General features: G+C 69.4%; 18 protein-coding genes. 5 read left to right on the top strand and 13 right to left on the bottom strand.

The features are described from left to right. Positions 1-10 precede the first annotated feature (10 nt). The 4 genes from PV766_RS10435 to dapE form a co-directional block, all read right to left on the bottom strand. A complete protein-coding gene (locus PV766_RS10435) occupies positions 11-1,798 on the bottom strand; it encodes a long-chain-acyl-CoA synthetase (RefSeq protein ID WP_421096982.1) in 1,788 nt (595 codons plus the stop codon). Between the two features lie 111 nt (positions 1,799-1,909). Next, on the bottom strand, positions 1,910-2,470 hold the full coding sequence (locus PV766_RS10430) for a TIGR00730 family Rossman fold protein (protein WP_129977660.1): 561 nt from the start codon (positions 2,468-2,470) through the stop codon (positions 1,910-1,912). Then, the gene (locus tag PV766_RS10425) at positions 2,464-3,264 is read right to left on the bottom strand and encodes a TIGR00730 family Rossman fold protein (RefSeq protein WP_026002823.1); all 801 of its coding nucleotides are present in this window, start codon (positions 3,262-3,264) and stop codon (positions 2,464-2,466) included. The genes PV766_RS10430 and PV766_RS10425 overlap by 7 nt, the downstream gene beginning before the upstream one ends. 10 nt (positions 3,265-3,274) lie before the next feature. Continuing rightward, entirely contained in the window at positions 3,275-4,351 is a 1,077-nt protein-coding gene (dapE, locus tag PV766_RS10420) for a succinyl-diaminopimelate desuccinylase (protein ID WP_064064433.1), read from the bottom strand. A 98-nt stretch (positions 4,352-4,449) separates the two neighbouring features. Here dapE and dapD point away from each other — a divergent pair, with 98 nt between their 5' ends. Then, positions 4,450-5,403: a 2,3,4,5-tetrahydropyridine-2,6-dicarboxylate N-succinyltransferase gene (dapD, locus tag PV766_RS10415; protein ID WP_016932057.1), complete on the top strand. Its 954-nt coding sequence runs from the start codon at positions 4,450-4,452 to the stop codon at positions 5,401-5,403. Positions 5,404-5,533: 130 nt separating this feature from the next. After that, complete coding sequence (locus PV766_RS10410) at positions 5,534-6,886, top strand: amino acid permease (RefSeq protein ID WP_421097028.1); 1,353 nt, start codon at positions 5,534-5,536, stop codon at positions 6,884-6,886. Here PV766_RS10410 and PV766_RS10405 read toward each other — a convergent pair. The 8 genes from PV766_RS10405 to PV766_RS10370 all read right to left on the bottom strand — a co-directional run bounded on the left by PV766_RS10405 (position 6,840) and on the right by PV766_RS10370 (position 16,683). Continuing rightward, the gene (locus PV766_RS10405; protein ID WP_421096981.1) at positions 6,840-8,468 is read right to left on the bottom strand and encodes a substrate-binding and VWA domain-containing protein; all 1,629 of its coding nucleotides are present in this window, start codon (positions 8,466-8,468) and stop codon (positions 6,840-6,842) included. The genes PV766_RS10410 and PV766_RS10405 overlap by 47 nt on opposite strands. Before the next feature lie 100 nt (positions 8,469-8,568). Next, positions 8,569-9,822 carry a PucR family transcriptional regulator gene (locus tag PV766_RS10400; protein ID WP_016932053.1) on the bottom strand — a complete coding sequence of 418 codons (1,254 nt, stop codon included), beginning with the start codon at positions 9,820-9,822 and terminating at the stop codon, positions 8,569-8,571. Positions 9,823-9,994: 172 nt separating this feature from the next. Beyond that, positions 9,995-11,425 carry an acyl-CoA synthetase gene (locus PV766_RS10395; RefSeq protein WP_129977663.1) on the bottom strand — a complete coding sequence of 477 codons (1,431 nt, stop codon included), beginning with the start codon at positions 11,423-11,425 and terminating at the stop codon, positions 9,995-9,997. 43 nt (positions 11,426-11,468) lie between these two features. Then, positions 11,469-12,173: a rhomboid family intramembrane serine protease gene (locus PV766_RS10390; protein ID WP_129977664.1), complete on the bottom strand. Its 705-nt coding sequence runs from the start codon at positions 12,171-12,173 to the stop codon at positions 11,469-11,471. 62 nt (positions 12,174-12,235) lie between these two features. Then, positions 12,236-13,345: a succinyldiaminopimelate transaminase gene (dapC, locus tag PV766_RS10385; protein ID WP_421096980.1), complete on the bottom strand. Its 1,110-nt coding sequence runs from the start codon at positions 13,343-13,345 to the stop codon at positions 12,236-12,238. Between the two features lie 22 nt (positions 13,346-13,367). Beyond that, positions 13,368-13,691, bottom strand: coding sequence for a ferredoxin (fdxA, locus tag PV766_RS10380; RefSeq protein ID WP_064062289.1), 324 nt, complete (start codon positions 13,689-13,691; stop codon positions 13,368-13,370). Positions 13,692-13,842: 151 nt separating this feature from the next. Continuing rightward, positions 13,843-16,440: a bifunctional FO biosynthesis protein CofGH gene (locus PV766_RS10375; RefSeq protein WP_421096979.1), complete on the bottom strand. Its 2,598-nt coding sequence runs from the start codon at positions 16,438-16,440 to the stop codon at positions 13,843-13,845. 45 nt (positions 16,441-16,485) lie between these two features. Further along, a complete protein-coding gene (locus PV766_RS10370; protein ID WP_026003084.1) occupies positions 16,486-16,683 on the bottom strand; it encodes a hypothetical protein in 198 nt (65 codons plus the stop codon). Positions 16,684-16,785: 102 nt separating this feature from the next. Here PV766_RS10370 and PV766_RS10365 point away from each other — a divergent pair, with 102 nt between their 5' ends. From PV766_RS10365 to PV766_RS10355, 3 genes are read left to right on the top strand one after another with little or no spacing between them, the layout of a single operon-like run. Next, positions 16,786-17,334 (top strand): PH domain-containing protein, encoded by a 549-nt coding sequence (locus tag PV766_RS10365; RefSeq protein WP_421096978.1) that lies wholly within the window; start codon positions 16,786-16,788, stop codon positions 17,332-17,334. Further along, a complete protein-coding gene (locus tag PV766_RS10360; RefSeq protein WP_421096977.1) occupies positions 17,331-18,845 on the top strand; it encodes a PH domain-containing protein in 1,515 nt (504 codons plus the stop codon). Before PV766_RS10365 ends, PV766_RS10360 begins: the two co-directional genes overlap by 4 nt. Next, positions 18,842-19,618 carry a uracil-DNA glycosylase gene (locus tag PV766_RS10355; protein WP_064062286.1) on the top strand — a complete coding sequence of 259 codons (777 nt, stop codon included), beginning with the start codon at positions 18,842-18,844 and terminating at the stop codon, positions 19,616-19,618. Before PV766_RS10360 ends, PV766_RS10355 begins: the two co-directional genes overlap by 4 nt. Here the strand turns inward: PV766_RS10355 and PV766_RS10350 are convergent. Continuing rightward, on the bottom strand, positions 19,557-20,015 hold the full coding sequence (locus PV766_RS10350) for a hypothetical protein (protein WP_064062285.1): 459 nt from the start codon (positions 20,013-20,015) through the stop codon (positions 19,557-19,559). The genes PV766_RS10355 and PV766_RS10350 overlap by 62 nt on opposite strands. Positions 20,016-20,043 lie beyond the last annotated feature (28 nt).

The raw sequence follows: 20,043 nt of genomic DNA, 5'->3' as shown, positions 1-20,043 counted from the left end.
CCTGACATGCTCAGCGACCGGGCAATTCACCCTTCGCGACGCCGTCGACGAAGCCGTCGAAGATCGGCCGGTACCCCTCGCTGCGACTCGCGAGCACGTACACGGCGTCCTCGCCGGTCTCGGTGTGGCCCTGTTTGCGCAGATCGACCTTCCGGCTCTTGAAGGTCGTCGTGTACTCGAGCTCGTCGACGACGCGGACGAAGAGCGGAACCGCGTAGTCCGGCAGCGCGTCGTGCAGTGACTTCGCAAGTGCCGCCCCATCGAGCTCGACACCCTCCTTCAAGGTGATCGCGGCCATCCCGGCGCGACCGTCGGCTCCCTCGACCTCCACGCCGTAGACGACGGCCTCGGCGACCGTCTCGTGCGACGACACCGCGGCCTCGACCTGCGTCGTCGCGACGTTCTCGCCCTTCCAGCGGAAGGTGTCGCCGAGCCGGTCCACGAAGGCGACGTGCATCCAGCCCTGGTTACGGACGAGGTCGCCGGTGTCGAACCACACGTCACCGTCGGAGAACGCGTCGCGCAGCAGCTTCTTCTCGGTGGCTTCCGGATCGGTGTATCCGTCGAAGGGTGCGCGGGAGGTGACCTTCGCGAGCAGCAGCCCGACCTCGCCCTTGCCGACCTTCGTCAACCGGCCGTCGTCACCGCGCCGCGCCTGCCCGGAGTCCGGGTCGAACTCGACGACGGCGTACGGCAGCGGGCAGATTCCGGCGGTGCGCTTCTGGTCGAGCGCATTGATGAAGGCGATGTTGCACTCGCTGGCCCCGTAGAACTCCGCGATGCGGTCGATGCCGAAGCGTTCGGTGAACTCGTCCCACAGTTCGGCGCGCAGACCGTTGCCGACGGCCAGACGGATCCCGTGGTCCGCGTCGTCCTCCCGCTGCGGCTGGTTGAGCAGGTAGCGGCAGATCTCGCCGATGTAGATGAAGGCGGTGGCGCCGTTGCGCTCCGCGTCGTCCCAGAAGTTGGAGGCCGAGAACTTCCGGCCGAGCGCGAAACCGGCGCCGGCGGCGAGCACCGAGGACAACGCGACGGTGAGCGCGTTGTTGTGGTAGAGCGGCAGGCACGAGTACAGGACGTCGGTGCTGCGCAGGCGCACCCCGAGGCTGCCGAGTCCCGACATCGACTTCAACCACCGGAAGTGCGTCATGCGGCTGGCCTTCGGCAGGCCTGTCGTGCCGGAGGTGAAGATGTAGTAAGCGGTCTCGGAAGCCCGGAGACTCTCGGTGACGGCAGGATTCGACGCGTCGGCGTCGCGGGCGGCGGTGTCCAGTTCACCGAAGCGCAGCGCGGTGCGGGCCTGCGGTTCGTCCCCGAGGGAGTCGACGGCCTCCTCGCACTCCTCCCCGATCACCAGGACGGCGCTGTCGAGCAGCGACAGGCTGTGCTCGAGCACCTCGCCGCGCTGGTTGATGTTGAGCATCCCGGCGGCGGCGCCGAGTTTGACCGCGGCCAGCGCGACCAGCAGTGTCTCGGGCCGGTTTCCCATGAGGATGCCGACGACGTCGCCCTTGCCGACACCACGATCGGCGAGCACCGAGGCATACCGATTGACCTGCGCGTTGGCCTCGCCGTAGCCGATCGAACCGCCCTCGAACCGCAGGAAGGGCCGCTCGGGGTGGCGCTCGGCGAGTTTCTGGAAGACCGAGCCGATCGTCTCGCGGGCGCTCGGCTTCCGGGTCATCCCGGCCGCTCCGCGCAGCACGATGGGGAGATCGGTAGCCATCCGGGGCAGTTTCGAGACGAGTCCGGGCAGGGATACGACGGGGGCGTTGTCTCGATCGGATCGAGTGGTCACGACAGGTTTCCTCACGGCGGCGTCGGGGGCGGGTGGGTTCGCTCGGGCGACACCCACGGCGTCCCCCGAACTTACCGAAGAGTAGATAGGCGCGCGGCGAAGTGGAACAACTCAGACCGCTGCGTACGGCGCTGCGCATCGGTCGAGCGCATCGGCGAGGTCGGTGGCGACCCCGAGACCGTCGAGTGCGCGTCGCGCGACGAAGCCGGTGTCGACCATCGAACCGAGCCAGGTGAGCAGACCGTCGAAGTGCCCCACCGGATCGAACAGCACGACCGGCTTGTCGTGCATACCGAGATACCCCGCGGTCCACGTCTCGAACAGTTCCTCGAGGGTTCCGATGCCGCCGGGCAGGGTCAGGAAGGCATCGGCGCGGTCCTCCATGATGCGTTTACGCTCGCGCATCGTCTCGGTGACGATCAGCTCGTCGGCCTCGACGTCCGCGACCTCGCGGTGCACGAGCGCCTTGGGGATCACGCCGATCGTGCGCCCCCCGGCCGCGCGGGCCGCCTCGGCGACCGCGCCCATCATCGACACGTTGCCGCCGCCGGAGACCAGCTGCCAGCCCCGTCGGCCGATCTCGGTCCCCACCGCGGCCGCGAGTTCGAGGAACTGCGGGTCGACAGGCCCCGACGCGCAGTACACGCAGACCGACAACGGCTCGGTCACCATCCACTCTCCTGTCCGTGCAGTTCGCCCTCGTCCTCGCCGCGATGCGCTTCGCGGATGATGCTCACGGTCTCCTCGACGCTGTCGGTGACGAACAGCAGATCCAGATCACCCGCTGCGATCTTGCCGTCGCGGACCAGGGTCTCGCGCAGCCAGTCCACCAGGCCGCTCCAGTACTCCGAGCCGACCAGCACGATCGGGAACCGGGTGATCTTGTGGGTCTGCACGAGGGTGAGCGCCTCGAACAGTTCGTCGAGAGTGCCGAAGCCCCCGGGCAGACACACGAACGCCTGCGAGTACTTCACGAACATCGTCTTACGTGCGAAGAAGTACCGGAAGTTGAGCCCGAGATCGACCCATTCGTTGAGGCTCTGCTCGAACGGCAGCTCGATACCGAGCCCGATCGAGAATCCCCGGGCTTCGCTCGCGCCCCGGTTGGCCGCCTCCATCGCACCCGGTCCGCCACCGGTGACGACGGCGTACCCGGCGTCGACGAGCGCGGCTCCCAGCTTGCGGCCCATCTCGTATTCCGGATGGTCGGCAGGGGTACGCGCGGAACCGAAGACGGCCACGGCACGGGGCACCTCGGCGAGGGCGCCGAAACCCTCGACGAACTCGCTCTGGATCCGCAGGACACGCCACGGGTCGGTGTGCACCCAGTCGGACGGACCCCGGCGATCGAGCAACCGCTGATCCATCGTGGTCGCCTCACGGGCCCGCTCGCCGCGCAACTGCACCGGCCCCCGCTGCACGATCTCGCGACGGGAACCGCCTTCGAAAGAGTTGTCGCCGGACATGACGGTCACGCTATCGCGTGAGATAGGAGCGCAGAACGGAGGTCACCTCGGTGATCCGTCCGATCTCGACGTGCTCGTCGCGCTTGTGTGCCAGGTTGGGATCGCCCGGGCCGTAGTTGACGGCCGGAATGCCCAGCGCCGCGAACCGCGAGACGTCGGTCCAGCCGTACTTGGCCCGGAACTTCCCACCCGCCGCCTCGACGAGCGCGGCCGCCGCCGGATTCGACAGTCCGGGCAACGCGCCCGGCGACATGTCGGTGAGTTCCATCGAGATCGCGAGACCGTCGAACACCTCGCGGACGTGCGCGAGAGCGTCGTCGGGGCTGCGATCCGGCGCGAACCGGAAGTTCACGTCGAGCGCGGCCGCGTCGGGCACCACGTTCCCCGCGACACCGCCCTCGATGCGCACGGCCGACAGTCCTTCCCGGTACACACAGCCGTCGATGTCGACCGACCGCGCCTCGTACCGGGACAGACGGTCGAGCACGGGAGCGAGCTTGTGGATCGCGTTGTCGCCGAGCCAGGAGCGCGCCGAATGCGCCCGCACGCCATCGGTGGTGATCCGCACCCGCAGCGTGCCCTGGCAACCGGCCTCGATCTCACCGGAAGTGGGCTCGCCCAGGATCGCGACGTCCGCGTCGAGCCAGTCGCGCAGTTCGGTCTCGATCCGCCCGAGCCCGTTGAACGACGCCGCGATCTCCTCGCAGTCGTACATCACGATCGTCAGGTCGTGGGCGGGATCGGTGACGGTCGCGGCGAGGTGCAGGAAGACGGCGTCGCCGGCCTTCATGTCGGAGGTGCCGCATCCCCACAGCAGGTCGCCGTCGCGTCGCGACGGCACGTTGTCGGCGATCGGGACGGTGTCGAGGTGCCCGGCGAGCATCACGCGGCTGCCGAGTCCCCGGTTCGTCCGCGCCAGGACACAGTTGCCGTTGCGCACGATCTCGAAGCCGTCGGTCTGCTCCCGCAGGGCCGCCTCCACGGCGTCGGCGATGAGCGTCTCGTCCCGGGACACACTCGGGATGTCGACGAGCGCGGCGGTCAGTTCGACGGGGTCGGCGTGCAGGTCCAGCTGCGGTACGGGCATACCTGCACGATACGAAACGCGTATGCCCCTCAGACCCCGCACACGATTTTCTCAGGGGGGACACAGGCCCAGGACCGGCTCGCGTACGCTTCTCACCCGTGAGTGCACACGGAGCATCAGCAGTAGGCATCGCGAACATCACGGAGGACGGGACCGTCCTCGACACGTGGTACCCGGCACCCGCCCTCGGCGAGCCGAGCGAAACCGGAACGACACGCCTCGAGGGCACGGACATCCCGTCCGACCTGGCCCTCCTCGCCGGTCACGACGAGGCGCGCGAGGTCCAGCAGGTCGTGGTGCGCACCGACATCGCCGACCTGTCGAAGCCTCCCGTCGACACCCACGACGCCTACCTGCGCCTGCACCTGCTGTCGCACCGCCTCGTCCGCCCGCACGGTCTCGCTCTCGACGGCATCTTCGGTCTGCTCGCGAATGTCGTGTGGACCAACTACGGCCCGTGCGCGCTCGACAACTTCGAGACCGTGCGTTCGCGCCTCCGCATCCGCGGACCGGTCACCGTCTTCGGCGTGGACAAGTTCCCCCGCCTGGTCGACTACGTCGTTCCCTCCGGCGTCCGCATCGCCGACGCCGACCGGGTCCGCCTCGGCGCGCATCTCGCCTCCGGCACCACCGTCATGCACGAGGGTTTCGTCAACTTCAACGCCGGCACGCTCGGCAGCTCCATGGTCGAGGGCCGTATCTCCGCGGGGGTCGTCGTCGACGACGGCTCCGACATCGGTGGTGGCGCCTCGATCATGGGCACCCTGTCCGGTGGCGGCAAGGAGGTCATCTCCGTCGGCAAGCGCTGCCTGCTCGGCGCGAACGCGGGTGTGGGCATCTCGCTCGGCGACGACTGCATCGTCGAGGCCGGCCTGTACGTCACCGCCGGCACCAAGGTCACCGGCCCGGACGGCACGGTGGTCAAGGCCGCGACCCTCAGCGGCGCGTCCAACCTGCTGCTGCGGCGCAACTCGGTGAGCGGCGCGGTCGAGGTCGTGCCGAACAAGGGCAGCGGCGTCGAACTGAATGCGGCTCTGCACGCCAACGACTAGCTCTGCGCGCCAACGACCAGCTCTCTGCACGCGACAACAGATTCGGAACCGAGAAACCGTGAGTGAAACCCAGCGGCCCGCTTCCGAGGTCGAACATCTCGGGAGCGGCCTGAAGGTCCGTCATCTGACCATGATGGGACTCGGGTCCGCCATCGGTGCGGGCCTGTTCCTCGGTTCCGGTGTGGGTATCGCTGCCGCCGGTCCGGCGATCATCGTGTCGTACCTGCTCGCCGGCGTGATGATCATCTTCGTGATGCGCATGCTCGGCGAGATGGGTGCCGCACTGCCGGTGAGCGGATCGTTCTCGCACTACGCGCGGATCGGCATCGGCCGGTGGGCCGGATTCAGCATGGGCTGGCTCTACTGGTTCATGCTGATCATGGTGCTGGGTGTCGAGATCACCGGCGCCTCGGCGATCGTCCAATCATGGCTACCGGGCGTACCCCAATGGGTGGTCGCGCTGGGGTTCGTCACCTTCTTCGCGGTCGTGAACCTGGCGCAGGTCGCCAACTTCGGTGAGTTCGAGTTCTGGTTCGCGGCGCTGAAGGTCGCGGTCATCGTCGGCTTCCTGATCATCGGCATCCTGCTCGTCTTCGGCCTGCTCCCGGGAACCGAACCCGTGGGCACCACCCACCTGCTCGGCGACGGCGACGGCTTCGCACCCAACGGCATCGCCGGTGTCGCCGCCGGCCTGCTCGCGGTGGCCTTCGCCTTCGGCGGCATCGAGATCGTCACGATCGCCGCGGCCGAATCGAAGGACCCCGAACGGTCCATCGCCACCGCCGTGCGCAGCGTGGTCTGGCGGATCTCGGTCTTCTACCTCGGCTCGATCTCGATCATGGTGCTCGTGCTGCCGTGGACCGCGGCGAGCGGCGAGACGTCCCCGTTCGTGTCGGTGCTCGACATCGCCGGTATCCCCTACGTGTCCGGGCTCATGGAACTCGTCGTGGTGATCGCGTTGCTGTCGGCGTTCAACGCCAACGTCTACGGCACCTCGCGGATGGCGTACTCGCTGGCGCGCGGAGGCGACGGCCCGGCATGGCTGAGCAAGCTCACCCACCACGGGGTGCCCCGCAACGCCGTGCTGGTCTCGGTCTTCTTCGGATTCGTCAGCGTGTGGCTCAACTGGCTGCTGCCCGACACGATCCTCGGGATCCTCCTCAACGCGGTCGGATCGGCGCTGATCGCAATCTGGCTGTTCATCGTCGTCTCGCATCTGCGCTTGCGTCGCAGGTTCGAACAGGAGGGCACCCTGCGCCTGCGTATGTGGCTGTTCCCCTATCTCAGCTGGTTCACCCTGGCGATGCTCATCGGTTTCATCGCGCTGATGTTGTCCGACAGTGCAGCGAGGGTTCAGCTCGCCTCGACCTTCGTGCTGTTCCTGATCATCACTGTGCTCGGACTGATCTGGCACCGCACCCACGACCGGGCGGCCCTCAGCCACCCGTCCGATCGGCCAGCGCCGCGACCACGAGATCGGTGATGTCGAGCGGGTCGCTCGTCCGGTAACTCGTTCCTCCGGTCGCCTCCGCGATCTGTTCGAGCGCCACGGAATCGACGTCCTCGCCGAGTCCGATCGTCACGACCCGGACCGGCGGCTCGTTCTCACCGGCGAGGGTGGCGAGCAGTTCGCCCTTCGAGATCCGCGACCCCTCGTCGGCCCCGTCGGTCACCACGACGACACTGTTGGCTGCTCGCAGGTCGTAACTGTCCTGCACGTACCGGAAGGCCGCGAGGATCGTGTCGTAGAGCGCTGTGCTCTCGTCGGCCGTTCCGGCCATCTGTGCCACGAGTGCGGTGAGTCGATCGCGGTGTGTCCGGCCCTCGACGACCGAATCGAAGCGTCGTATCGGTGCCGCCTCGACGTAGTCGGCGCCACCTGTTCCCCCGCCGAACAACCACAGGCCGGCCGAGACACTCCCCGGGAGGACGTCGTTGGCAGCCAGCGCGGCGCGCCGTACCAGTTCGATCCGGCTCTCGTCGCCGAGATTCCGGTTCATCGATGCGGACACGTCCACCGCGAAGACGGTGCGTACGGGAAGCGCCTGCAGGGCCCACACGTTCATCGCCTCTTCCGCGACGCTCTCGTCCTGGAGCTCCAGCACGGGAACGGGTCCCACACCACGGTCGCCGGGGAGCACCCGACCGTTCCCGTCCCGGAACCCGTACCGAGCCAGCCTGTCGAGCCCTTCGGGTGTGTGCAACGCGTCGATCAGCACGGTCGCGGCGTAGGCCACCCTGTCGTATCGCTCACCGCGCGCCGTCACGACCAATGGATAGTCGACGAGTGGGGTGCCCGTTCCGGGTACCGCGGTACCGAGATCCCGCTCGTGGACACGGCGATAGGTGTCCACCTGCTGTTCGGTGCTCACGACCTTCCCACCGTCCGAGACGACGTTTTCGAGCAGTTCCGAACCGGCGGGCGCCTCCTCGTCGCGGGCCAGCTCACGTTCGGCCAGCGGTGCCATGACCGGACGGACCGTTCCGATCGCGACGGGATCACCGGCGGCTTCGGCCAGCACGGCGCGGATGGCCCCCGCGGCGGGACCGGACCGCAGCGGATTGCCGAAGACGAGATCGGGTGAGGACAGAGCGCTCTGCCAGTCGGGCACCGGTTCGACGCCGCCCGGTTCACCTGCGAGCACGAGCGGCGTCGTGGCGAGGGGTGTCGACACCGTGCGCACCGGCCCCGAGGCGTTCGTTCCCGCCCACGACGCCCACCAGCCACCCGCCGGAATCCACAGGTCCGGGGCATCGTCCGCCGCGATCCGCGCCGATACCTCGCCCGGCTCCTGTTCCACGACCTCGAACTCGGCACACGCCGGGGGCGCGATCTCCCCGATCACCGGGGCGAGATCGGAGGACACCGCCACCGTGTACCGCTCGACCACGTCGCAGTCGCGTCCTTCCTCCACGACGAGGAAGGCGATCGAGCCTGCTGCGAGGACGAGGATCGCGGGGACGACGAGCCGGCGCATCCGGCGCCTGCCCGGCCGTGCACCTTCGCGCTTCCCGCCACGACGGACCGGCGGATCCGGATCGGACGGTTCGGACTCCCTCGCCATGCGCCGGCCCCCTCGCGCTCACTCCGGGTGACGCCCCCTCGGTCGCCCGAGACCGATGATATCGACCGAGACGCCGCGGGAAGCCGAATCCGGCGCGATGTCAGCCCCGTTCGGAGCTCTCCTGTTCGAGTCGCCGAGCGGTCAGTGCCGCCTGCAGTTGCCGCAGCCCCGAGGGCCGGGTGGGATCGAAACCGGTGAGCTGCGCGACCCGCTTGAGCCGGTAGTCGACCGTGTTCGCATGGACGTGCAGGGTCTTGGCCGTGAGCTGCCGGCTGAGGTCGTGTGCGATGTGTGTTTCCAGCGTCTCGACGAGTTCAGGTGATTCGTCGAGCGGATCGAGCACGCGCGCGAGATGCCGGCGCGCCGGTCCGGGGCGGGTGAGCTGGTATTCGAGGGCGAGATCCTGCATGCCGTAGGCACCGACGGGGCGCCCGAGCCGTCGCGCGAGATCGAGCAGTTCGTGGGCCTGCTTCGCCGCGATGGGTACTTCCCGGACGGGCGCGTGGACGAGAGCGATCGTGACGGACACACCCGCGACGGTCTCGATGCGTTGCCGGAACTCCTCGATCGCCTCGGTCGAGGGCGACTCGGGCAACAGGACGGTGCCGCCCTCGGGGCCGAGCATCGCGAGGTGGCGGCCCTCGCAGATCGCTTCGAGTTCGGTCTCGACCCGGCGCAGGGTCCGACGCGCGACGACCTCGGGCCGCACATGCGGATTGCGCTCGTCGGGATGACGGGTGAGCGAGACCGCCAGCACGGTGTAGGTGTCGGCGAGCACGAGACCCGAGCGTTGCGCGACCGTCGCGGCGTCCTGCCCGCTGAGCAGGGCAGTGACCAGCTCTTGCGCGGCGACGTCGCGTTCGCGCCGGATCGCGTCGAGTTCGGCGACGAAACCGGTGGTGGCGGCGACGGTGACCTTCTCGAGCAGGGCCATCCACAGGCGGGACGCATCGGCAACGGAGGAGACATCGCCCTCCCGAGCCCGATCGGTGACCAGTTCCCAGCCGAGCCTGATGCCTTCGTGATAGATCCGGAGCATGTATTCGAGCCGGAATCCTGCGCGGGCCCATTGGGCGGCGCTGCTGCGCAGGTCGGCGAGTTCGGCGTCGGACGGCAGTTCTCCCGAATCGAGGAGATGGATCGCGATGCGCAGGCAGCGCACGGTGACCTCGGTGACGTCGCCGCGCAGCGATTCCCCCGGCCGGAGCGAACACGGAGCCACGTTGTCGGCGAAATGCGCCACGAGTTTGCGAGCCACCGCCGGCAGATCGCGCAGCGGAACGGACGCGGGTTTGCCGTCCACCAGGAACAGCGGGGCGTGATCACCGTCCCCCCGACGATCGCGCCCGGGCACCCGGACCTGATCCGTTACAGACATCCCTCGAACCCCCATCGAAGTGAGTAGATCTACATACGGTGCAGTAGAGAATCCGCCTCGGAGTGTGACACATGCAACCCCTGTGGCCGATTTTCCACGCCATCCCGGTTACAGGAACCTACCTGCCGACGATCACCCGCCGGATTTCTCAGCCCAGTTTCTTCTTCTGCACCTTGCCCATCGCATTGCGCGGAAGGTCGCTCACCAGGCGCACCTCCCGGGGCCGCTTGTGGACGGACAGTTGTTGCGCGACAAGGTTTATCAGCTCTTCCTCGTCGGCCTCCGGACCGCCGGCCGCGGGCACCACGAACGCGACGATCCGCTGACCGAGATCCTCGTCGGGCAGCCCCACCACGGCCGCCTCCCGCACGGCAGGGTGCCCGAGCAGGACCGTCTCGATCTCTCCCGCGCCCACCCGGAACCCGCCCGTCTTGATCAGATCGGTCGACTCCCGGCCCACGATGCGGTGGAATCCGTCCTCGTCGACGACCGCCACATCACCGGTGACGAACCATCCGTCCTCGGTCCACGCCGCCGCGGTGGCCTCGGGTCGGTTCAGGTAACCGTCGAACAGCATCGGCCCGCGTACCTGCAGGACACCGATGCTCTCCCCGTCGTGGGGCACGTCGCGGCCCTGCTCGTCGCGCAACCGTGTCTCCACACCGGCCACGGGCGTACCGACCCAGCCGGGGCGGCGCTCGCCGTCGACCCGCGTGCTGAGGGTCAGCATCGTCTCGCTCATACCGTACCGCTCGATCGGGACGAGGCCCGTGAGCTCACGCAGTCGTTCGAAGACCGGCACCGGCAGCGGTGCGCTGCCCGAGACGAGCAGTCGCGCACCGCTCAGCGCGCGGGCGGATTCCTCGTCCTCGACGACGCGCGTCCACACTGTCGGCACCCCGAAGTACAGGGAACCCCGCGCTTCCGCGTAGGCCTTCGGCGTCGGCCGGCCGGTATGGATCAGTCGGCTGCCGACGCGCAGCGCACCCACCACTCCGAGCACGAGTCCGTGCACGTGGAACAGCGGAAGTCCGTGCACGAGCGTGTCGCGCTCGGTCCAGGCCCACGCCTCGGCGAGCGCGTCGATGCCGGCGGCGATCGCACGCCGGCTCAGGAGCACGCCCTTCGGGGCACCGGTGGTACCGGAGGTGTAGAGCACGAAGGCGATTCGCGACGGGTTCGGCTCCGGCAGATGATGCCAGTCGCGGGCGTGCAACCGGACCGGCAGTACCGGCAGTTCCGGGACGTCGGGATGCTGCACCTCGGGGGCCGGACCGAGCCAGGCCTGTGCGCCCGAATCGGTCAGGATGTGTGCGAGTTCGGCCGGCCCCGAATCCGGAGGCACCGGCACCACGGTCGTCCCGGCGAGCAGAGCGCCCGTCACGGCGACGACGGTGGCCGCGCCGGGAGTGGCGAGCACGGCCACCCGATCGGCCCGTGCCACCCGCGCGGCGACCGCGGTCGCCGCGCCGAGCAGATCGCTGCGGGAGAAGGTGTGACCGTCGATACGAACGGCGTCCGGGAGATCGTCGCCGCGCGCGACGGCCAGCGGGTTCAGCGAACGAAGCAGTGCAGACACAGCAGCCACGATCCCATATCGCGCCGCACTCCCATCGGGGCGGTCAGGTGCGGACGTCGCCGCGCGTCGCCGACACCGATGCCCGCGTGAGGCGCGGCGGGGGAAGCACAGTGGCCAGGACCGCGCCCAGCAGCATCCCGATCAGGATCGCCACGCCGTGCGCGTCGCCCGCGACCACGAGCACCACGCCGAGAACGAAGGTCGCCGCGGAGGCGACGAGCAGCGGGCGCGTCGCCCCGACGACCGGCCAGAGTCCCGCGAGGGTCGCGGCCGACGCGAGCGTCGCGCCGGTCGTTCCCGCGCCGTCGGACGGGAAGACGAAGGTGGTGAACAATCCCCACAGCAGCTGACCGACCACGAACAACCCGATCGCCCGGTACCACCCCCACACCCGCACGATCGCGACGGAGACCACCGCGAGCAGCACGAGGTTCACCACGGTGAGGAGCACTCCGCCGTCCTCGACCAGACCGGCGGCGAGGACGCGCCACCACTCCCCCGCATCGCGGGTGCGGACGGGTTGCCGCCTGAAGAGGTCGAGCAGTTCCGGGAAGATCAGCCGGGCCAGCGACATCACCGCGACCACCGACCACAGGATCGTGGCCGCGACCGGCGGCGGCCACCAGAACGATCGGGCCCTCGCGTGCGCGGCACTCCCGGACCAGGAACGCGACGCACTCACCGCGGTGATCGCCACGACGGCGACGTAGAGCACCCACAGCAGCGGATCCTCACCGGACGAACTCACGGGGCCAATCTACCGGCGACCCGCCCGCCGGGCGTCGGGTCGAGAGGGGTGACCGCGCTCGATCAGCGCAACCGGGCAGCGGCCGCGGCGATGTCGTCGTCGGTGGCGGTCAGCGCGATCCGCACGTGCAGGACACCGCCGGGACCGTAGAACTCGCCGGGCGCCACGAGGATTCCTCGTTCGGCGAACCAGTCGACGGTCGCGCGGCATTCCTCCCCGCGCGTCGCCCACAGGTACAGGCCCGCCTCCGAATGGTCGACGGTGAAGCCGGCGCCGCGCACGGCGGCGAGGAGCACCTCGCGACGCGTGCGGTACTTCTCACGCTGCGCGTTCTCGTGCTCGTCGTCGTTCAGTGCCGCGGTCATCGCCGCCTGGATCGGCAGCGGCAGCATCATGCCGGCGTGCTTGCGGACCTCGAGCAGGTCGGCGACGAGGTCGGCGTCGCCGGTGACGAAACCGGCCCGGTAACTCGCGAGATTCGAGGTCTTCGACAGCGAGTGCACCGCGAGGAGGTTGGTGTGGTCGCCCCCGCACACGCTCGGGTGCAGGATCGACAGGGCCTCACCCTCCCAGGTGAGACCGAGATAGCACTCGTCGGAGACGACGATCGCGTCGCGGCTGCGCGCCCAGTCGACGACCTTGCGCAGGTGGTCGGGACCGAGCACCTTGCCGGTGGGGTTCGACGGCGAGTTCACGAAGACCAGCGACGCCACTTCGGGTCCGAGGCGGGTCAGTCCGTCGGCGCGGATGATGCGGGTGCCGGCGAGCAGGCCGCCCACCTCGTAGGTCGGGTACGCCAGTTCGGGGATGACGACGAGATCGCCGGCGCCGAGACCGAACAGCGACGGCAGCCAGGCGATCATCTCCTTGGTACCGATCGCCGGCAGGATCGCGGCGTCGTCCAGACCGGTGATGCCGTAGCGGCGCTCGAGCGCACCCACGGCCGCTCGCCGCAGTTCGGCGGTGCCGTGCGTGGTCGGGTAGCCGGGCTCCTCGGCGACGGAGACGAGCGCCTCCCGGATCACGGGAGCGACCGGGTCGACCGGTGTGCCCACCGACAGGTTGACGATGCCCTCGGGATGCGCCGCGGCCTTCGCCTTCGCGTCGGTCAGGGAATCCCAGGGGAAGTCCGGCAGGTTCTTCGCCACCGAACGGCGGACACGCGTGCTCACGACAGTTCCACCGGTCCGTTCGTCACTCTTCGCCCATGGGAGGGAGGTTCTTGACGAACGGCGGGTCGTAGTCGACCTTGCCGAGCTTCGCGGCGCCACCGGGCGAGCCGAGATCGTCGAAGAAGTCGACGTTGGCCTTGACGTAATCGGACCACTCGTCCGGAACGTCGTCCTCGTAGAAGATCGCTTCGACGGGGCACACGGGCTCGCACGCACCGCAGTCGACGCACTCGTCGGGGTGGATGTACAGCATGCGACCGCCCTCGTAGATGCAGTCGACGGGGCATTCCTCGATGCATGCCTTGTCCAACACGTCCACGCACGGTTCCGCAATCGTGTACGTCACTGCTGTTCTCCCTGCCTCTCTGTCAGCCCGCCGACCTGCGCGGCCTCGCCGAAGGGGCGTTCTCGACGCCCACGGTCCTCCAGTATCCCCCGACCCTCCGCAACGCTTCGGAGTAAGGGTCCCCTACCACGCCCGGAGTCGTGACCCGAGGTCAGCGCGAGGTCGACGGGATCTCCGCGGGCATGTACGCCGTGGTCCGCTGACGGGCGGGCCGCCCGATACCCTCGGCGATCGCGACGAGTTCGGCGACGGTCTTCTCCGAACCGTGCTGCGATCCGGCCATGCGCGAGATGGTCTCCTCCATCAGGGTGCCACCGAGGTCGTTGGCCCCGCCTTCGAGCATGGCCCGCGTGCCCGCGACACCCAGCTTGACCCAGCTGGTCTGGATGTTGTCGATCCGGCCGTGCAGCATGACCCGGGCGAGCGCGTGCGCGGCACGGTTGTCGCGCATGGTCGGGCCGGGGCGCGACGCGCCGGCCAGATACAGCGGCGACGACTGGTGGACGAAGGGCAGCAACACGAACTCGGTGAATCCACCTGTGCGGTCCTGGATTCCGCGGATCACGTTCAGATGACCCACCCAGTGGTGCGGCCGGTCGACGTGCCCGTACATCATCGTCGAACTCGAGCGCAGACCCACTTCGTGTGCGGTGGTCACCACCTCGATCCACTCGGCCGTCGGGAGTTTGCCCTTGGTGAGCACCCACCGAACCTCGTCGTCGAGGATCTCGGCGGCGGTGCCCGGGATGGTGTCGAGTCCGGCCGCACGCAGTTCGGTGAGCCACTCGCGGATCGAGGTGCCGCTGCGCGCGACACCGTTGACGATCTCCATCGGCGAGAACGCGTGGACGTGCATCGACGGCACCCGCGCCTTGACTGCGCGGACCAGATCGGCGTAGCCGGTCACCGGAAGTTCCGGATCGATACCGCCCTGCATGCACACCTCGGTGGCACCGGCGACGTGGGCCTCCCACGCCCGGTCGGCGACTTCGCTCGCCGAGAGGGTGAACGCGTCGGCGTCGCCCTTGCGCTGCGCGAACGCACAGAACCGGCAGCCGGTGTAGCAGATGTTGGTGAAGTTGATGTTCCGGTTGACGACGTAGGTGACGTCGTCGCCGACGGTATCGCGCCGCAACTGGTCGGCGAGTGCCACGAGCGCTTCGAGACCGGCCCCGTCGGCGTCGGCGAGGGCCGTGTACTCCGCGTCGGAGCAGCCGCCCGGATCGCGCTCCGCCGAGCGCAGCGCCGAGAGCACGTCGCTGTCGAGCCGCACCGGCGCGGAGGCACCGAGCTCGAGCACCTGTTCACGGACGGTCTCCCAGTCGCCGAAGGCACTCCCCAGATCCGACCGGTGCTCGGTGTTGCGTCCGGTCACGTCGATCTCGGAGTTGAGGTCGACCCGCCCCGACGACTCCCAGTCGACGTCGGGTTCCTGCCAGGGCAGTCCGGACGGGACCACCTCGCGCGCCAGGCCCGTGGCCGGGTCGGCGAGGGCGTGTACGTGGGCGGTGATGCGTGGATCGATCCACGGCTGGCCGGCGAGCACGTACTGCGGCTGGGCGGCGATCCGTTCGGTGAGTTCGAAGCCGGCCTCGGCGCTCAGGCGCGCGAGGGTGTCGAGACCGGGCCAGGGCCGCTCGGGGTTGACGTGATCGGGGGTCAACGGCGAGACACCGCCCCAGTCGTCGACGCCCGCCCCGAGCAGCGCGCGGCACTCGTCCGGCGACACGAGGTTCGGCGGTGCCTGGATACGCATGCCCGGCCCGAGGACGAGCCGCGCGACGGCGATCGCGGCGAGGAACTCGTCGAGCTCCGCGTCGTCGTGCTCGCGCATCGCGGTGTCGTCCTTGGCACGAAAGTTCTGGACGATCACTTCCTGGATATGACCGAAAGCTTTGTGCGACTTGCGGATCGCGTGGATCGATTCGGCGCGCTCGGTGAAGTCCTCACCGATCCCGACGAGGATCCCCGTGGTGAACGGCACCGCGAGACGTCCCGCATCGGTGAGCACGCGCAGCCGCACCGCCGGCTCCTTGTCGGGGCTGCCGTAGTGGCACTGCCCCTTCTCGGCGAACAACCGTTCGGAGGTGGTCTCGAGCATCATGCCCATCGAGGGGGCGACCGGCTTCAACCGGGAGATCTCGGCCCAGCTCATCACCCCGGGGTTGAGGTGCGGCAGCAGGCCGGTCTCCTCGAGGACTCGGATCGCCATCGCCCGGACGTAGTCGAGGGTGGAGTCGTATCCACGCTCGTCGAGCCACTGCTTCGCTTCGGGCCACCGGTCCTCGGGCCGGTCGCCGAGCGTGAACAAGGCCTCCTTGCACCCCAGTTCGGCCCCCTGACGGGCGATCTCGAGGATCTCGTCGGGTTCGAGGTACATGCCGCGCCCCTCGGCGCGGAGCTTGCCGGGGACCGTGACGAAGGTGCAGTAGTGGCATCGATCCCGGCACAAGCGGGTGATGGGCACGAACACCTTCCGCGAATAGGTGACCGTGCCGGGACGTCCCTGGGCGAGCAGCCCGGCGTCGCGCACCCGCGCCGCCGACGCGCAGAGATCCTCGAGATCGGCGCCCCGCGCCTGCAGCAGGACCGCCGCTTCGTCGACGTTCAGAGCGACCCCGTCACGTGCCCGGCGCAGCGCACGACGCATTCCCGACGGTGTCACCGTGGAGCGGGACGCGGCACCGGGGCGCACGGTGGGGGTCGGGAGCATCGCGGACTGCGGGATGTCGTCTGCGGAATCGGTCATGCGCCCGATCATGCGCCTGCGTGCACCCCTATGCCACCTCGGGGTCTATTCGTGCGGGTAGTCGTCGTCCGCGGGGACTTCGCGGTTCTGCTCGTAGGTGTCGGCGGGGTCGGCCTCCAGCGGCACGTCCGAGGGCAGATCGTCGGCAGGATCGTCGTAGACGGGAGTGGCCTGCTCGAGCCGGTCGGCCTCGGAATCGTTGTCGGACTGGATCTCGATGCCGAGCGCATTCGACTCTGTCATGACGATCTCCTCTTCTGAACGGGCGATCCGCACTCGTCGGATCGGGCGAGTCCGGCCGGTTCTACGGATCCCAGCCTAGCGTGGAACCGGACACCGGTCCCGGTGGAGCAGGAGGCATGGGTGGAGGACGACGAGGTGGCGGTCGGCGGGGCGCGGCCGGAGGCGAGTGTGGTCATGCGGGAACCCTCGTGGCGGCCGAGCCCGAAGGCGCGTGTGCTCTGGGCCGTGAGCGCGTCACTGATGTGGATTCCGCTCGTCGTCGCGCAGGTCGTGTGGGTGATCGTCGCACCCGGAGGCGCCGGATGGCACATCGCCGCGGCAGCAGCGACGATCGTCCTCGGCGGACTGCACGTCGCGGTGGTGCCGGCGTGGCGTTTCCGTGTCCATCGCTGGGAGATGGACGACACGGCGGTCTACACGCGGTCGGGCTGGTGGACGCAGGAACACCGCATCGCGCCGATCTCCCGGATCCAGACCGTCGACACCGAACGGGGCCCGCTCGACCGCTGGCTCGATCTGACCACCGTCACCGTCACCACCGCGTCCGCGGCGGGTGCGGTGGAGATCGTCGGGCTGGACAGCCGTGTCGCCGACGAGACCGTCGCCCACCTGACCGCGCTCGCGGCCCGCTACCGGACGGACGCGACATGAACGACACCGCCGTGCCCGCGGCCGAGACGGACGAGCAGGTGCCGTGGTCGCGCCTGGACCGCAGGATGTTGCTGATCCATCCGATCGAGGAGATCCTGCGCCTGCTGCCCGTCCTCGCCGGATCGTTCGTCATCGGCACCACCAGCGGGAATCCCGGGTGGGGACTCGTAGCGACAGGCGTGCTGGTGCTGGTCGGGCTGTTGCGCTGGTTCACCACCACCTACCGCGTCGGGCCCGTTCACATCGAGCTCCGACGCGGACTGCTGCAGCGACGCGAGTTGTCGATCCCCCGCAGCCGCATCCGCTCGGTGGACGTCGAACAACGTCTCCTGCACCGCGTCCTCGGCCTGGCCGTCGTGAAGATCGGTACCGGGCAGGGCGGAGGAGCCGACCGCACCCGGTTCGAACTCGACGGCCTCCCGATCGCCGCCGTCCCCGAGCTGCGTGCCGTTCTCCTGACCGGCGGGGAGCGGGACGCCGAACCGTCCGAGCCGGCACCGACGTCCGCGCCCCCCACCGAGCGGCAGCTGGCGCGCTTCGATCCGGGTTGGGTGCGCTACGCCCCCTTCTCCACGACGGGATTGCTCGCCGTCGCGGCGATCGCCGGTGCCGCCTTCCAGTTCGGGCTCGGCCGGTGGATCGCAGAGTCGCAGGTCGTCCGCCGCGCGGTCGAGGCCGCGGAGGATCTGGGACTGCTGGTCGCACTGGTGATCCTCGTCCTGGTGGTCGTGCTCGTCGCCAGTCCGGCGGCGTGCGTGCGTTACCTGATGGTCTACGGCGATTTGCGGGTGACCGACGACGACCGGGTCCTGCGCATCGCGCACGGCCTGCTCACGACCCGTCACACCACTCTCGACCGGGCGCGGCTGCGCGGTGTCGCACTGCACGAACCGCTGGCACTGCGACTGGTCGGCGCCGCGCGGCTCGACGCCGTCATGACGGGCAGGACGGCGCAGCAGTGTGGCTCGTCGCTGGTCCTGCCGCCGGCGCCCGACGGGGAGGTCCGGCGGGTCGCGGCCGAGGTGCTCACCGAGCGGTTACCGCTCGATGCGCCGCTGCGCAGCCACGGTCCCCGTGCCCGTCGTCGCCGCTACACGCGGACGTTGTGGCCGGTGGGTGTCGTGGTGGTCGCGGGACTCGTCGCCCTCACCGTCACCGGGCGGCACGTGCCCCTGCCGGTGATCGTCACGGTGATCGTGCTGCTGGTCGCGGGGGCGTGCGCGCTGGCGCAGGACCGGTACCGGGGTCTCGGTCACACCGTCGTCGACGGACATCTCGTGGCCCGCAGCGGCTCGATCGACCGGCAACGCATCTGCCTCGATGCGGAGGGTGTGATCGGATGGACGGTGAGGCAGACATTCTTCCAGCGACGGGCCGGCCTCGCGACCGTCGTCGCGGCGACCCCGGCGGGCGCGGGCCGTTACGAGGTGATCGACATCCCGATGGACGAGGCGTGGGCTCTGGTTCAGGAGGTCACACCGGGTATGGGAGAAGCATGGATGAAGACATGATCCCTCCCTCGGGACGGGGACCCCTGCACGGCGCCCCTCCTGCGACGCTGGCCGAACTCGACGATGTGCTCGTCGACTGCCGCGCGTGTCCGCGGCTGGTCGCATGGCGCGAGCAGGTCGCGCGGGAGAAACGAGCAGCCTTCCGCGACGAGGAGTACTGGGGCCGGCCCGTCCCGGGTTTCGGTCCTGCCGATGCGTCCCTGCTGATCGTCGGGCTTGCGCCCGCCGCGCACGGCGGGAACCGCACGGGACGGATGTTCACCGGCGACCGGTCGGGCGACGTGCTGTACGCGGCCCTGTACGACGCGGGTCTGGCGTCGCAACCGACCGCGACGCACATCGGCGACGGCCTCGAACTGTTCGGCACGCGCATCACGTCCCCGGTGCACTGCGCACCGCCGGCGAATCGCCCCACCGTCGTCGAACGCGACACCTGCCGGCACTGGCTGGAACAGGAGCTCGACCTGCTCTCCCCCACGCTGCGCGCGGTCGTCGTCCTCGGCGGTTTCGGATGGCAGGCGCTACTGCCCGTCCTGTCGGCCGCGGGGTGGACGATTCCCGTTCCCCGCCCGAAGTTCGGGCACGGCGCGCACGCGCTGCTGTCTCCGACCGAGGCGCGCGAGCACCCGTTGCATCTGTTCGGCTGCTATCACGTCAGCCAGCAGAACACCTTCACCGGCCGGCTGACGCAGGAGATGGTGACCGACGTGCTCAGGGACGCGGCTCGGGCTGCGTCGCTCCTACCGCGCGAGCCGCTCCCACCGCCCGAGTGATCTCCTTGATACGCGCCGAGAACAGGTAGCCGCCGGCCGGGACGAGCGCCGCCACCGGCAGCAGCAGGGTCCGCCAATCGCCGAGCGCGAGTTGATCGCCGCCCGGCCCTCCCGCCAGACAGACGAGGAAGACGACGGCCCACGCGACCAGCGGCAGGGTCGCGCTGCGCAGGGAGCCGGTCTCGGCGCGGACGGCCACCACCAGGAGCAGGTTCGCGAGTCCGGCCAGCAGGATGGTGATCGGGAAGGGCATCCCGGCGATGTACAGGCCCAGGTAGAAGACCGACAACAGGGCGCACAGCGCACCGTCGAGCACGAGCAACGCGACGAGGCCCCGGCGTGGCCGGACGTCCGCCGGTGACTCGAGGGGGGCAGCGGTTGCTGGATCGACCGTCATGCTTCGATGGTGCGCTACCGGACGGGCG

Origin of the sequence: Rhodococcus sp. As11 (assembly GCF_048957735.1) — a bacterium.
Taxonomy (GTDB): domain Bacteria; phylum Actinomycetota; class Actinomycetes; order Mycobacteriales; family Mycobacteriaceae; genus Rhodococcus; species Rhodococcus gordoniae.
The sequence above is the reverse complement of the archived record's forward strand: the minus strand, read 5'-3'. Positions and strand labels throughout refer to the sequence as shown.